This window comes from Bacillus sp. Medicinal_06 (assembly GCF_056711665.1).
Map to the genome: position 1 here is coordinate 1 of NZ_JBWYHD010000031.1, position 15,061 is coordinate 15,061.

Here is a 15,061-nt window from a genome sequence, read left to right on the forward strand (position 1 = left end):
CCTGAGCCAGGATCAAACTCTCCAATAAAGTTTGTCTAGCATCTAAAATAAAAATTGACGTTTCACGTTGTTTGTTTCGTTTAGTTTTCAAAGTTCAACATCGCGTTTCAGCGACTTTTATAATATAGCATTTCTTAATCAGTTCGTCAACTTATTTTTTCTTTCGTTGTTGACGACGCTTATTAATTTACCACATTAATAATCAATAAGTCAACACTATTCTTCATCTTTTTAAAATAAATGCCAAAATGATTTTCATCCTGGCATTATATACAACTTAATGATAACCAAAGCACAAATACCCGGTATTCCCAAAATACTAGAAACAGAAGCCGTACCAAGGTTAATCGGAATATGAAAACCAAAATACGTTCCAACCACATTAACCGCAAACAATAGTACTACACCTATTATTACTTTAACAAACATCTTACCTATAAATTGCAATGGTTTCATTGAAGCTCCAAAGATCAGCAAAACAAATACAAAAGTAAGGATCCCACCAATAACGAATGTAGAATTCATGCTCCCCCTCCTTATATAACTTATACACTCTATATGTATGGGACAAGGGAACAAAAAATACCGTTCAATTACATAAAGTACAACTTTAATCAGTAGGGGTTTTCTTCACCCCCACTGATTATCAGCCCTCACTAATCAAGCTTTTACAGAATAAAAAAACCCTAGTTTCAAAACCAGGGTCTTTTACCATTGTTCCATTTTTACTGGGCGTCTTTTTGCTTCTTTTAGTAAGAAAAAATATTTTGCTTCTGCTAATTTCAAAGAACACAGTACATCCTGAGATGGTTCAACACTTTGTTCTACCATTCTTTTTTGACGCAACCACTCATTCTTCACTTTTTCCAATACAGCAATTAGCTTATCATCATATTCTTTTCGCAACTTTCCCTTTTTTTGAAAAAACATTTTGATTTCTCCTCTTATACTTCTCTACGGCCTTCTAGAGCCTTCGATAATGTTACTTCATCCGCATATTCTAAATCCCCACCAACGGGAAGACCATGCGCAATACGAGTTACTTTAATACCTGTCGGTTTTAAGAGGCGGGAAATATACATCGCTGTAGCTTCCCCTTCAATATTTGGGTTCGTCGCTAAAATAACTTCTTGTACAGTTTCATCTTGTAGTCTTTTTAATAATTGTGGAATATTAATATCCTCTGGGCCGATTCCTTCCATTGGTGAGATTGCACCACGAAGCACATGATAGACACCCTGATATTCTTTCATTTTTTCCATCGCGATTACATCTTTCGCTTCTTGTACAACACAAACAACTGATTGGTCGCGATGTGAATCATCGCAAATATAACAAGGATCCCGATCTGTAATATGTCCACAAACAGAGCAGTATGTTAAATTTCGCTTTGCATTTACGAGTGATTTAGCAAAGTCTAGTACGTCATCTTCTTTCATATCTAGTACAAAGAACGCCAATCGAACAGCCGTTTTCGGACCAATCCCTGGCAACTTCATAAAGCTATCTATAAGCTTTGAAATCGGTTCTGGATAATGCATGTGTCAATATCCTCCTACTAGAACATTCCACCTGGTAAGTTTAAACCTTTTGTGAATTGTCCCATTGTAGAGTTTGAAAGTTCCTCAGCTTGCTTAAGCGCATCATTTGTTGCAGCTAACACAAGGTCTTGTAACATTTCAATATCTTCTGGATCTACAACTTCTTCTTTAATTTTCACATCAAGAATTTGCTTGTGACCATTTGCGATAACGGTAACCATTCCGCCACCAGCTGTACCTTCAACTGTTTTTTCACCAAGTTCCTCTTGTGCTTTCGCCATTTGTTTTTGCATTTTTTGCATTTGTTTCATCATGTTATTCATATTTCCCATTCCGCCACGCATCATAATAAATTCCTCCTAATTGTTGTTATTCTTTTATTTCAATAAGTTGTTGCCCTACTAATTTTACCGCCTCTTCTACAAGGGGATCTACTTTTTGTTCTGCAGCTTCTTCTGAATTTCCACCTTCACGTTGTAAAAATTCTTCGCGTATTTTCCCCCACTCACTCTTCGGAATTGCAATCATATTCAACCTTTTGCTGAGCAATTCAAAAAGAACTTGTTCTACGGTATCCATCGCGTCACGATTTTCACTTGCCATTTTGCAATGTATCTCATATTGGAAAGCCAAAACATAAGAATCTGCAGAAGCTGCAACTGGTTCACTATTCTCTAATAATACAGCAAAAGCCACTTTATTATAGGATTTAAGTCTCCCTAATAGCTCACCCCATACGCCTTTTAGCTGTTCTAAATCTTGGCGTTTTGCCTGCTTTAATACTTCATGTACGCGTCCAACAGGGATTTTCATGCTCCCTGTCCGCACAGGTTTTGGTGCAGTACGCGTCTCTCTTACTTCTTGCCCTACACTAGCTGGCACACCATTTTTCTTCACTTGTTCTAATTCTTTTTCTAATTGTTGCATTCTGTTCATAATTGCTTGCAGACGGTCTGTTCCATTTGCCTGCATCATAAATTGCTGACAAAGTTGCACCATTACAACCTCTAGGAAAATTCGCGGATGATTTGTCCACTTCATTTCCTGTTGCCCCTTGCTGAGCGTATGAATAATTTCATAAATGATCTCAGGTTGCATCGTTTCACTTAGCATACGGAACTGCTCATCTACAACCACTCGTTCTAACATATGTTCTAGCTGTGGTGAAGTTTGATATAAAAGCATATCACGATAATAGTAAATGAAATCTTCCATAAAACGAACTGGGTCTTTTCCTTTACTCATCATATCATCAATAATACGCAACGCTCTTGATACATCATTCTCCTGTATACATTCTACAAGATTACCTAAATATTGCTGAGAAACAGAACCTGTTACCGCTAAAACGTCCTCAGTCGTAACAATTTCATCACTATAAGAAATAGCTTGGTCGATCAGACTGAGCGCATCACGCATACCACCTTCAGCAGCACGAGCAACAATTTGCAATGCTTCATCTTCTACCTTTGTACCTTCATTTGTAACAACTGTTGCTAATCTCTCTACAATATCATGTACTGATATTTTTCGAAATTCAAAGCGTTGACAGCGAGAAATGATTGTAGGTGGAATTTTATGTGGCTCTGTTGTTGCCAAAATAAAGATAACATGTTGTGGTGGCTCTTCTAACGTCTTTAAAAGCGCATTAAAAGCTCCCATCGAAAGCATGTGAACCTCATCAATAATGTATACTTTATATCTGACTGCACTTGGGGCATACTTTACTTTATCTCTTATATCTCGAATTTCATCTACACCGTTATTTGAAGCCGCATCAATTTCTAACACATCCGAAATAGACCCTTGTGTAATGCCTAAACACGAAGGGCATTCGTTACAAGGTTCAGCTACTGGAGCATGCTCACAGTTAATTGCCTTTGCAAATACTTTTGCAATTGTAGTTTTACCGGTTCCTCTCGGTCCGGAAAATAAATAAGCATGCGAAGCTTTTTCTTGAAGAAGGGCATTTTGCAACGTTTTTGTTACGTGCTTTTGACCGACTACATCTTCAAACTTTTGCGGTCTCCATGTTCGGTATAACGCTTGGTATGACACGAAAATACGGCCTCCCTCAAAGGTTATTATCTTGTATATTATAACCCATTCTGTTTATAGATTCCAAAAGTTATTTTCCATACAAAAAACTCACCTTATATATAAGGTGAGTTTTGTATACATATATAACTGCCGTGCACCTTCTGTCGATTACGTACCATAAGCGTTACTTAAGCAGTTAGCTCGGTTCAGGCACTCCTGCGGCACACGAGAAGACCCGCTTATTGCTGCTTCCTTCCGGACCTGACAAGGTTCACGGGGTCCCGTTGCGCAGGACCCAAACGTCAACACCACTTACTTAAGGCAGGCCTTACAGCAACATAACCTCGAGAAGGGATTCGGCCTCGCTAGAGCGGATTGCGAGTACAGGGCACCGCTACCTCCCCGCTTAGCACGGCAAAGTTAAAACCAATATTCGGTTGCCTTAACCAAGGCATTATCAGTATAACTTGTTTCTTCATAAATTGCAAATATGTTAGGTACCAGTATTTTTATCCAATTTTCCCTTCTTTTCTTTCCTTCTTTTACGAAGTTCCTTAAAGAAGTTCGTTAACAGTGCTCCACATTCTTCTTCCATTACACCAGGTACTACCTCACATTGGTGATTAAAGCGCTCATCTGTTAAAAGATTCATTAAAGTACCTGCACATCCACCTTTCGGATCACTCGCACCATATACGACACGTTTTACACGCGATAAAACAATTCCCCCTGCACACATTGGACAGGGTTCTAATGTAACATATAACGTCGCATTTTCTAAACGCCACGTACCTAACTTTTTACACGCTTCATCTATAGCTAATAACTCTGCATGAGCAATGGATCGTTGCTCTGTCTCCCTTAAATTATGAGCAACACTGATTACTTCTCCATCTAATACAATAACAGCCCCAATCGGAACTTCTTGGATTTCTTCAGCTTTTTTCGCTTCTTCCATTGCAAGCTGCATAAAATAAATATCTTGTTCCATAATACAGTCCTCTCATTACAAATAAAGTATTATAACCGGCTACTACCATTGGACATATAATTCCCTACTACGCAGAACAAAAAAGAACCTTCACTCATTTTATCCTTTTGTTTCCACTTAGCATAAGGTAGTAAGAGAATCTGGCTGCTTCTACGCATGTTTAGATCCCCTCTCCCGCCCCCAAAAGCCTTATGTCGTTTTTTCAATTTATATTCATATACATACTATTCATTTATACTTCTCCTTACAGGTGCAGGATAACTTTCACACATTCAATCCAATCTAAAGAAAAAGAAAGGGTGATTACATATGAAAAATACCGCATTGCTCATTATTGACATGATTAACGACTTCCAATTCTCCCACGGACCAATCCTTGCGCAAAAATGCCAAATGATGATAGAACCTATTTTACACTTAAAACGAACAATGAAAATGAATGGTTATCCTGTTATTTATATTAACGATCATTATCAACTATGGAGAGCTGATATCGATCAACTTATTAGTAATTGTACAAATGATTATAGCAAAAATATTATACAAGCAATTGCTCCTAGTTCAGATGATTATGTTTTTATTAAACCACATTATTCAGCATTTTATGAAACTCCATTAAATTCTTTATTAGGACATTTAAAAGTTGAAAAACTTATCATAACAGGGATTGCGGGAAACATATGTGTCCTCTTTACAGCTAATGATGCTCATATGAGAAACTACACACTATATGTCCCTCAAGATTGTACTGCTTCTAACTCTGACCAAGATAATAAACACGCTTTAAAAATTATGGAAACAACATTGAAAGCGAACATTACACCCTCCCTTCAATTAAAATGGGAATAGTATGCGTCGATTTTCCAACTTTTTATGACAAATTAGTCCGCTCGCTTCCCTCTTATGCTACAATTATTCTGTTTTGTGCTTTTTATTTACAGGAAATTATGAATTGAAAGGAGGAAACAGCGTGACCGGAGTACCATTTATTACGGTTGAAGGACCAATCGGTGTTGGAAAAACTTCACTAGCGAAGGAAATTTCAACTCACATGCAACTCCACTTATTAAAAGAAATTGTTGATGAAAATCCTTTCTTAGGTAAGTTTTATGAAAACATTGAAGAATGGAGTTTTCAAACAGAAATGTTCTTTCTTTGTAATCGCTATAAGCAATTGGAAGACATTAATATAAAATACTTAAATCAGCGTAAGCCAGTGGTAGCAGATTACCATATATTTAAAAATTTAATTTTTGCATCTCGTACGTTAAAAGATGCTCAATATGAAAAATACATGCAAATTTATCGTATCCTTACGCAAGATATGCCCGTGCCAAATGTCATTGTATATTTAACAGCAAGTTTAGAAACATTACAAAAACGAATTGCAATGCGCGGACGTGAATTTGAGAAAAACATGGATCCAAATTACTTACTACAACTTACCAAAGATTACGAAACAGCAATGGCTGCCTTTAAAAAGGACCATCCAGATATTCCGGTGTTAAAATTCAATGGAGATAACATGGATTTTGTGAAGAATAGTGACGACTTAAATATAATTTTATCCACTCTCCAAAATACACTCTCGAAGGGAACGAAATAGCAATGAATTTAAGGCAAAAGTATGATATTCCAAATGATGCAGTCATTACCATTGCTGGTACAGTTGGCGTTGGTAAATCAACTATGACAACTGCACTTGCCAATGCGTTAGGTTACCGTACATCATTTGAAAAAGTGGATTCAAATCCATATTTAGATAAGTTCTATGCTGATTTCACGCGCTGGAGCTTTCACTTACAAGTTTATTTTTTAGCAGAAAGATTTAAAGAACAAAAACGAATTTTTGAATATGGTGGTGGATTTGTACAGGATCGCTCTATCTATGAAGATACTGGCATTTTTGCAAAAATGCATCATGAAAAAGGAACAATGACAGAAACGGATTATGAAACATACAAAGGGCTGTTCGATGCAATGGTTATGACGCCGTACTTCCCTCATCCAGATTTATTAATCTACTTAGAAGGTTCTTTTGATGATATTGTCAGTCGTATTCAAGAACGTGGTCGCCCAATGGAACAACAAACACCAATTGAATATTGGCAAGAAATGCACGGACGTTATGAAAATTGGATTAATAATTTTAATTCATGTCCTGTCCTACGCTTAAATATTAATGAATACGATATTTTAAAAGATGAAAACTCGATCGAACCAATCATTAAGAAAATTGGACATTTTTTAAAGCAAACACGTAAACTTGTAAAATAAAAACCCGTGCATATGCACGGGTTTTCCTATTCACTCATTTTTTCTTTTTTGTTGGAGCAATAATTTCGCTCTCTGGTTTTCCAGCATTAATACGCTGACGAACTGTACTTGTACTAATATCATATGCCTCAGCAATTTCTTTAACAGTCATTTCTTTCCCATTAATAATTGCTGTTAATACTTTACCAGTACGTTTTGGAGCTGCTTCTTTTTTCACAGCCTGTTTCTCGGCTTTTTTTGGTGCCTCTACTTTTTTTGCTTCTTGTTTCACATTACAAGTACAACCACAAAGTTTACGGAATGTATCATCGCTTATAATACGTGATACGTTTGCACCACTATTTAAAATTCTATTGTTCTTACAGACTGGACATTGTACGTAGTATAGGGTTTTTCCATCTAAAGGAAATGTTTGTATAATAAGATCCATGTTGACTCCTTTCATATCTATGAAGATAATCATCGGAATATGAGTGTTTTATAAGATAGCTCGCTATCTTACATCATACTTTCTGATTGGTTTTAAAATAAAAACTCGTTACGTGTTGGTAACGAGTTCTCCAATCTCCACTTATATGCGCTGTTGTCAATTATATCTGGAGGAGGTAGAGGGATTCGAACCCCCGCGCGACTCTCGCCGCCTGTCGGTTTTCAAGACCGATCCCTTCAGCCAGACTTGGGTATACCTCCATATTGACATCAAATATAATATCAAAAGAAAAACAGTTAGTCAAGTCCACTCATAATAAATTATAGGAAAAGAAAAAACTCTTCCTTTTCCTAAATTTACTTTATTGACAACACTCATACCGATGAAAATTTTAATTTATTTAATAACTGTTTTTCCTCCCATATAAGGGCGAAGAACTTCTGGAATTATAATTGTACCATCTTCTTGTTGGTAATTTTCTAGAATAGCTGCAATCGTACGTCCAATTGCAAGTCCAGATCCATTTATTGTATGAACATGTTCTGGTTTTGCATTTGGCTCACGACGGAAACGAATATTTGCACGTCTTGCTTGGAATGCTTCGAAATTACTACAAGAAGAAATCTCACGATATGTTCCATAACTTGGAATCCATACTTCGATATCGTATTTCTTCGCTGCTGTAAATCCTAAATCTCCAGTACACATACTCATAACGCGATATGGTAGACCTAATAATTGTAACACGCGTTCTGCATCATTTGTTAACTTTTCTAATTCTTCATAAGAATCTTCTGGTTTTACAAATTTCACAAGTTCCACTTTGTTAAATTGATGCTGACGAATTAAACCACGTGTATCGCGTCCAGCTGATCCTGCTTCAGAACGGAAGCATGCACTAAATGCTGCATAACGAATTGGCAATTGATCTACACTTAAAATTTCATCACGATGCATATTTGTTACAGGCACCTCAGCTGTAGGAATCAAGAAGTAGTCTTCACTTTCAATACGGAACGCATCTTCTTCAAATTTTGGAAGCTGTCCTGTCCCCGTCATACTTGCACGGTTTACCATATATGGAGGTAACACTTCTTCATATCCATGTTCTTCTGTATGAAGATCAAGCATAAAGCTAACTAAAGCACGTTCTAATTTTGCACCTGCCCCTTTAGAAAATACAAAACGGCTTCCCGTTACTTTAGCAGCACGTTCAAAGTCTAAAATTCCTAAATCAGTTGCAAGATCCCAGTGAGGTTTTGGTTCAAAATTAAATTCTTTTACCTCTCCCCAAGTACGAGCCACTACATTATCATCTTCTGTGTCACCAATTGGTGCAGATTCATGAGGGATATTCGGAATAGAAAGCATTAATCTTTCTAGGTCTGCTTCAACTGAGCGAAGTTCATCATCAAGATTTTTCACCTTTTCTCCTACTTCACGCATCTCTAAAATTAAAGATTCTGCATCTTTCTTTTCACGTTTTAATACAGAAATCTGCTGAGATACTTCATTACGCTTGCTTTTTAACTCTTCTGTTTGAACAAGTAATTCTCTTCTTCTTATATCCAATTCTTCAAAACGACCAAAGTCAGTTAAGTCTTCGCCTCTATGCTGTAATTTTGCTTTTACTTCTTCAAAATTCGCACGTAAAAATTTAATATCAAGCATTTTATATTCCTCCTTTTACTTTATAAAATACAAAAAACTCCCGTCCCTATAAAAAGGGACGGGAGTTAACCCGCGTTGCCACCCTAGTTGAAAGCAATATTGCTTTCCTCTCAAGTAGAATTAACGACTCTTCACCGGAAATGCTTACTAATCATAAAGATATTCCACATTTCATTCCAGGATGGATTCACAAACTGTTTCTATCGGTTTCCACCAGCCACCGACTCTCTATAAAAAACACGATTTGTTACTACTTCCTATCAACACGTTTATTTTATAAAATTGTTACCATCAATTTACTATAATCTTAAACAAGTTGCAAGTTACTTATACAACTTTTTTCATTTTTGCCTCTTTTACCATTTGCACAAAATATGCTGTAACACGATGATCATCCGTTAACTCCGGGTGGAAAGAAGCTGCTAAAAATGGTCCTTGTCTTACTGCTACCATTCGATCGTTGTGCATAGAAAGAATTTCTACGTTATCCCCTACACTAACAACGTATGGAGCACGAATAAATACGCCAATGAATTCTTCTCCTACACCTTTTATCGAAAGAGCAGCTTCAAAGCTATCCTTTTGGCGTCCAAACGCATTACGTTCAACTGTAATATCCATAGCGCCAATATGGGATTCTTCATAACCAATAAGGTTGTTTGCAAGTAAAATCATACCTGCACATGTACCAAACATCGGTTTACCAGATTTCGCAAATTCGCGAAGTGATTCCATAAAATCGTACTTATCAATAAGACGGCGCATTGTTGTACTTTCACCGCCTGGTAAAATAAGACCATCAATTTCTTCAAGTTGTTCTACACGTTTTACAATGACAGCTTCTGCACCACTTGCTTCAACTGACTTTACATGCTCACGAACAGCTCCTTGAAGACCTAATACACCGACTTTAACCATTTCAAAATCTCCTTTAATTACCAACCGCGTTCTTGCATGCGTTGTTCTGGTAATAATGTTGAAATTTCGACACCCTTCATTGCAGTACCTAATCCTTTAGAAAGGCTTGCAATTAACTCATAATCTTCATAATGTGTCGTTGCTTCAACAATTGCACGTGCAAATTTCTCTGGGTTTTCTGATTTGAAGATACCAGATCCTACGAACACACCATCTGCACCAAGTTGCATCATTAATGCAGCATCTGCTGGTGTTGCTACACCACCCGCTGCAAAGTTTACAACCGGCAAACGACCAAGACGTTTGATTTCAAGTAACACTTCATAAGGAGCACCCGTATTTTTTGCATATGTCATTAATTCGTCCTCACGTAGGCTCGCAACTTGACGAATTTCTGCGTTTACTTGACGCATATGACGTACCGCTTCTACAATGTTTCCTGTTCCAGGCTCTCCTTTTGTACGAAGCATAGATGCACCTTCTGCAATACGACGTGCTGCTTCTCCGATATCACGGCATCCACATACAAATGGAACAGTGTAATCACGTTTATTTAAATGGTATACTTCATCAGCTGGAGTTAATACTTCACTCTCATCAATGTAGTCTACTCCTAATGATTCTAGTACACGTGCTTCCACAAGGTGACCAATACGGCATTTTGCCATAACTGGAATTGATACAGCACCCATAACCTCTTCAACGATTGTTGGATCTGCCATACGCGCAACGCCACCTGCTGCACGAATATCTGCAGGAACACGCTCTAGTGCCATAACAGCAACTGCGCCTGCTTCTTCTGCAATTTTTGCTTGCTCAGCGTTAACTACGTCCATAATAACGCCGCCTTTTTGCATTTCTGCCATTCCACGTTTTACACGTTCTGTCCCTGTTACATTTGTCATGTACAAAAACCCCCCTAGGTGAATTGCTTTTCCCCATTAACGGCGAAAATTGAGAATACTCTTACATTCTACCACTAACTATTAGAGGCTTGTCCACTACTTTTTCATAAAGTCGGTATGAAAAATAGGAATAAAAAAAAGCTCCTACAATGAGGAGCTCTTAAAACCAACCTTTTACTGTATCAACAGCACTATTCCAAATACCGCTAAAGAAAGAACCAACACCACGCATAGAGCGTACAAACCAGTTTGCTTTTTCTACTTCTGCTTTTGTAACAAGGTCTACTTGCAATGATTTACCTGATAAAAATCCAGGGTCATTATTATCTTTAGGTGATACAACCATTTGACCGAGTGCTGTACCCTTTTTGATTGGTGCTTCTTTTTCTTTAGCTATATCTTTAAATTCCGTTTTATATACATCTTTACTTCCTTTTAACATTGGAAGTGTAACAGCTTGTTTCGTCTGAACGGTTACATCTTTATCTTTTGCATTTTCTACTCGTACAGTTTCATGTCCTTTTACTGCCGAACCCTTTGGATACACTTTTTTTACATCAAAATTTGTGAATCCGTAATCAAAAAGTTTCTTTGTTTCATCAAAGCGTGCCGTATGAGAACTTGTGTTAATAACTACAGAAATTAAACGCATACCATTTCTTTCAGCAGTACCTGTAAAACAATGGCCAGCTTCTGGAGTAGATCCTGTTTTCAAACCATCTACACCTTCATATTCCTTAATTAATCCTTTTAACATCCAGTTCCAGTTAGGCATTTCAATTTTCTCTTTGTTTTCACGAAATATTTTTTTTGAAATTTTCGCTGTATCTAACACCTTCGGAAAATCTTGAATAAGATGTTGTGCTAAAATAGCAACATCCTTCGCAGACATTTTATTTTCTTCATCCGGTGTTGTACCTTCAGGATGTTGTCCTTTTAAATCTTTGTTTGTTAAGCCTGTAGAGTTTACGAATTTATAGTTTTTCAATCCAAACTCTTTTGCCTGATCATTCATCATTTTTACAAATTCTGCTTCTTTACCTGCAACTGCTTCAGCTAAAGCAATTGTTGCACCGTTTGCAGAATAGATTGCCATTGCCTCGTACAACTCTTTTACCGTATAAGAGCCTCCATTTTCTAATGGAACGTTTGATAATGAGCGATCTTGTGAAATCTTATATGCATATTCAGAAACTTTAACCTTTTGGTCCCACTTAAGTTTCCCTTTATCCACTGCTTCATGTACTAAGTATTCACTCATCATCTTTGTCATACTAGCAATCGCCAATAATTCATCTGCATTTTTTTGATATAAAATTTTCCCAGAATCTGCTTCTACTAAAATTGCTGCGCTAGCTTCCACATTTAAAGCAGCACCTGTTTCCGCTGATGCACTGCCATATGTAACAAACATGCTGCAAAATAGTGTAAGCACGGTTACCATTGCAATGAATCGCTTGCAAAACATACCTTTCACTTTTGTTACCCCCAATATCTTTGTACTCACATAACCGTTATTCTAACATAATCAAAAAAAAATAGACAGAGATATCAAATCTCCATCTATTTACATATAAGACATTATAAAGAGTAATTTGGAGCCTCTTTTGTAATTTGTACGTGATGTGGGTGACTTTCGCGTAAACCAGCACCTGACATACGAATAAATTGTGCATTTTCACGTAAGAATTCTAAGTCATTCGCTCCGCAATAACCCATACCAGCACGTAATCCACCAACTAATTGATGAACTGTATCAGCTAAAGGTCCTTTATATGGTACACGGCCCTCGATACCTTCTGGAACAAGTTTTTTGTTTCCTTCTTGGAAGTAACGATCTTTACTTCCTTTTTCCATCGCTCCAACAGAACCCATACCACGGTATACTTTAAATTGGCGACCTTGGTAAATTTCAGTTTCTCCTGGGCTTTCTGCTACACCAGCAAACATACTACCAAGCATTACAACGTGTGCGCCTGCTGCTAACGCTTTTACCATATCACCGGAGTATTTAATACCACCATCAGCAATGACTGGGATACCGTGCTTACGAGCTTCTGTCGCACAATCATATACTGCTGTTAATTGTGGTACACCAACGCCAGCTACAACGCGTGTTGTACAAATAGAACCTGGTCCAATACCAACTTTGATAACATTTGCACCCGCTTCGATTAATGCACGTGTTGCTTCAGCTGTGGCAACGTTACCTGCAATAATGTTTAATGCTGGATATTTTGCACGAACTTCTTTTACTTTCTCAATAACACCTTGAGAATGTCCATGAGCTGTATCCAGTACAATTACGTCTACATTTGCTTTTACTAATGCATCGATACGAAGCATAGCATCTGCAGTTACCCCAACTGCTGCTCCAACTAATAAACGACCTTGTTTATCTTTTGCAGAGTTTGGGAACTCAATTACTTTTTCAATATCTTTAATTGTGATAAGCCCTTGTAATACACCGTTATTATCAACAAGAGGGAGCTTTTCAATTTTATATTTCTGTAGGATCTTTTCAGCCTCTTCTAGCGTAGTACCAACTGGAGCTGTAATCAATTGTTCTTTTGTCATCACATCGGAAATTTTGATGGAATAGTCTTGGATAAAACGCATATCGCGGTTTGTAATAATACCAACTAATTTTTGCTCGTCTAAATTATTTACAATTGGTACACCTGAGATACGATATTTTCCCATAAGATGTTCTGCATCATATACTTGATGTTCTGGCGTTAAAAAGAAAGGATCTGAGATAACGCCACTTTCAGAGCGTTTTACTTTATCAACCTGCTCAGCTTGTTGCTCGATTGACATATTCTTATGAATAATCCCTAAACCACCTTGACGTGCCATTGCAATAGCCATATCAGCTTCTGTAACTGTATCCATCCCTGCACTAATTAAAGGAATGTTTAACTGTAAGCTTTCAGATAGAACTGTTTTAACACTTACTTCTCTTGGCAATACATCTGACTTCGCTGGTACAAGTAATACATCATCGAATGTCAAACCTTCTTTAACAAATTTAGATTCCCACATAATTGTTCCCCCCATGATACCAGAAATTATTATTAGTAGCTTAACAATTGGTTAAAATACTGTCAAGAAAGTACATATATGTTAGAATTTTTAGATAATAAAAGGAGCGTAATATATGCATCATACATCTTATACTTGGCAACAGTTAAGTTTCTTTTTTTCATCCCAACATGTACAGCGTTATCTTGCCCGCTGTTATGAAAAATTACCAATTGAACATGCCGAAAAAAAAAGCTTTGAAAATTGTTATCCTTTTATTTATTACTTAGAACATGGAAAAAGCTATTATGAATTATGTAAAACTGCACCTTTTTCTATTCAACCTATGTTGTTATTTTATGGAATGAGTCAACTTTTAAAAGCATGCTTATTAACCGTTGATCCAAACTACCCAGAATCAACAACAGTCTTAGCACATGGAGTAACAACACGTAAACGAAAAAAACAAGGGTATCAATTTTTAGAAGATGAAGTTAAAATACAGAAAAATGGACTATTTGCCCATGTGGCAGAACGAATGTTTCACATGAAACACTTAGAGGCCGAAAAGTTTATTATGCTAGAACTAATGGGGAAAATCCCTGAATTAAAAAAGTTATTTCAACATAGTCAAAAAGAGCAAATTTTATATGAAATTAATACGATAGATGAACATCATATTTCATTTCCTTCTAGCGTACTTGATCGCTTACATATGACACAAGAGCGTTTTTCTCGTTACATAGAGGCATCTTGTAAACATCTTTTTATACGATACACACCAAATGAAACCATTGAATCTGATTTGTTATTTTCAGCTCCCACAAAAACATGGAATCCTTTATACACTACACCTCTGTCTTATGATTGCAATACAAACACTTATTATTTGCCAATAACTAAAGATGTAAGAAATTATAAATCATTCCTACCAGAACCGCTCACACATTATTTATTGCTCTATAATTTAAGTATGATTTCTCGCTATGAGACTGACTGGTGGTACGACTTATTAGGAAGCTATGCCTCTGAAGATTATCCATTTATTTATCAATTTTTAGGGATTTCTGCCAAAAAAATTCCTTACTATGTTTTACTATTTTTATTGGGCGAACAATTCCCTATTTCTTAGGAAATAAAAAAGCACGAGTCAATTGACTCGTGCTTTAATTGCTTGGCGACGTCCTACTCTCACAGGGACAAGGTCCCAACTACCATCGGCGCTAGAGAGCTTAACTTCCGTGTTCGGTATGGGAACGGGTGT

At 36.9% G+C, this 15,061-nt stretch carries 16 protein-coding genes, 1 tRNA gene, 1 rRNA gene, 1 other RNA gene and 1 other annotated feature; of the genes, 4 read left to right on the forward strand and 15 right to left on the reverse strand.

Going from position 1 to position 15,061, the window contains the following annotated elements; all coding sequences use genetic code 11:
• Nucleotides 1-255 precede the first annotated feature (255 nt).
• From AC1M36_RS27635 to tadA, 7 genes are all read right to left on the reverse strand, one after another.
• Entirely contained in the window at nt 256-525 is a 270-nt protein-coding gene (locus AC1M36_RS27635) for a pro-sigmaK processing inhibitor BofA family protein (RefSeq protein WP_336454401.1), read from the reverse strand.
• A 183-nt stretch (nt 526-708) separates the two neighbouring features.
• On the reverse strand, nt 709-930 hold the full coding sequence (locus AC1M36_RS27640; RefSeq protein ID WP_174103792.1) for a YaaL family protein: 222 nt from the start codon (nt 928-930) through the stop codon (nt 709-711).
• A gap of 14 nt (nt 931-944) precedes the next feature.
• Complete coding sequence (recR, locus tag AC1M36_RS27645) at nt 945-1,541, reverse strand: recombination protein RecR (RefSeq protein ID WP_017150461.1); 597 nt, start codon at nt 1,539-1,541, stop codon at nt 945-947.
• Between the two features lie 17 nt (nt 1,542-1,558).
• Entirely contained in the window at nt 1,559-1,885 is a 327-nt protein-coding gene (locus AC1M36_RS27650) for a YbaB/EbfC family nucleoid-associated protein (RefSeq protein ID WP_174103805.1), read from the reverse strand.
• A gap of 25 nt (nt 1,886-1,910) precedes the next feature.
• Entirely contained in the window at nt 1,911-3,599 is a 1,689-nt protein-coding gene (gene dnaX, locus AC1M36_RS27655) for a DNA polymerase III subunit gamma/tau (protein WP_336454402.1), read from the reverse strand.
• A gap of 132 nt (nt 3,600-3,731) precedes the next feature.
• Nucleotides 3,732-3,996, reverse strand: an RNA gene (gene ffs, locus AC1M36_RS27660) — signal recognition particle sRNA large type.
• A 78-nt stretch (nt 3,997-4,074) separates the two neighbouring features.
• Complete coding sequence (tadA, locus tag AC1M36_RS27665) at nt 4,075-4,572, reverse strand: tRNA adenosine(34) deaminase TadA (protein WP_336454403.1); 498 nt, start codon at nt 4,570-4,572, stop codon at nt 4,075-4,077.
• 309 nt (nt 4,573-4,881) lie between these two features.
• On the opposite strand from tadA, the gene AC1M36_RS27670 reads away from it, so the two are divergent.
• The 3 genes from AC1M36_RS27670 to AC1M36_RS27680 all read left to right on the forward strand — a co-directional run bounded on the left by AC1M36_RS27670 (nt 4,882) and on the right by AC1M36_RS27680 (nt 6,849).
• The gene (locus AC1M36_RS27670) at nt 4,882-5,421 is read left to right on the forward strand and encodes a cysteine hydrolase family protein (RefSeq protein ID WP_431613485.1); all 540 of its coding nucleotides are present in this window, start codon (nt 4,882-4,884) and stop codon (nt 5,419-5,421) included.
• 121 nt (nt 5,422-5,542) lie between these two features.
• Nucleotides 5,543-6,178, forward strand: coding sequence for a deoxynucleoside kinase (locus AC1M36_RS27675; protein ID WP_336454405.1), 636 nt, complete (start codon nt 5,543-5,545; stop codon nt 6,176-6,178).
• 2 nt (nt 6,179-6,180) lie between these two features.
• Nucleotides 6,181-6,849: a deoxynucleoside kinase gene (locus AC1M36_RS27680; protein WP_336454406.1), complete on the forward strand. Its 669-nt coding sequence runs from the start codon at nt 6,181-6,183 to the stop codon at nt 6,847-6,849.
• Between the two features lie 34 nt (nt 6,850-6,883).
• Here AC1M36_RS27680 and AC1M36_RS27685 read toward each other — a convergent pair whose 3' ends face one another.
• From AC1M36_RS27685 to guaB, 7 genes are all read right to left on the reverse strand, one after another.
• Nucleotides 6,884-7,279: a sigma factor-like helix-turn-helix DNA-binding protein gene (locus AC1M36_RS27685; RefSeq protein ID WP_336454407.1), complete on the reverse strand. Its 396-nt coding sequence runs from the start codon at nt 7,277-7,279 to the stop codon at nt 6,884-6,886.
• Nucleotides 7,280-7,446: 167 nt separating this feature from the next.
• Nucleotides 7,447-7,539 (reverse strand) — tRNA-Ser (locus AC1M36_RS27690).
• A gap of 136 nt (nt 7,540-7,675) precedes the next feature.
• Nucleotides 7,676-8,950: a serine--tRNA ligase gene (gene serS / locus AC1M36_RS27695; RefSeq protein WP_336454408.1), complete on the reverse strand. Its 1,275-nt coding sequence runs from the start codon at nt 8,948-8,950 to the stop codon at nt 7,676-7,678.
• Nucleotides 8,951-9,001: 51 nt separating this feature from the next.
• Nucleotides 9,002-9,223: a binding site (T-box leader), on the reverse strand.
• A 54-nt stretch (nt 9,224-9,277) separates the two neighbouring features.
• Complete coding sequence (gene pdxT / locus AC1M36_RS27700) at nt 9,278-9,868, reverse strand: pyridoxal 5'-phosphate synthase glutaminase subunit PdxT (protein WP_336454409.1); 591 nt, start codon at nt 9,866-9,868, stop codon at nt 9,278-9,280.
• Nucleotides 9,869-9,885: 17 nt separating this feature from the next.
• Nucleotides 9,886-10,773 (reverse strand): pyridoxal 5'-phosphate synthase lyase subunit PdxS, encoded by an 888-nt coding sequence (gene pdxS, locus AC1M36_RS27705; RefSeq protein ID WP_017150471.1) that lies wholly within the window; start codon nt 10,771-10,773, stop codon nt 9,886-9,888.
• 160 nt (nt 10,774-10,933) lie between these two features.
• Nucleotides 10,934-12,250, reverse strand: coding sequence for a serine hydrolase (locus tag AC1M36_RS27710; RefSeq protein WP_336454410.1), 1,317 nt, complete (start codon nt 12,248-12,250; stop codon nt 10,934-10,936).
• 104 nt (nt 12,251-12,354) lie between these two features.
• A complete protein-coding gene (guaB, locus tag AC1M36_RS27715; protein ID WP_336454411.1) occupies nt 12,355-13,818 on the reverse strand; it encodes an IMP dehydrogenase in 1,464 nt (487 codons plus the stop codon).
• A 115-nt stretch (nt 13,819-13,933) separates the two neighbouring features.
• Here guaB and AC1M36_RS27720 point away from each other — a divergent pair, with 115 nt between their 5' ends.
• Complete coding sequence (locus AC1M36_RS27720) at nt 13,934-14,929, forward strand: YaaC family protein (RefSeq protein ID WP_336454412.1); 996 nt, start codon at nt 13,934-13,936, stop codon at nt 14,927-14,929.
• 40 nt (nt 14,930-14,969) lie between these two features.
• Here AC1M36_RS27720 and rrf read toward each other — a convergent pair.
• Nucleotides 14,970-15,061, reverse strand: a 5S ribosomal RNA gene (gene rrf / locus AC1M36_RS27725); the annotation flags it as partial.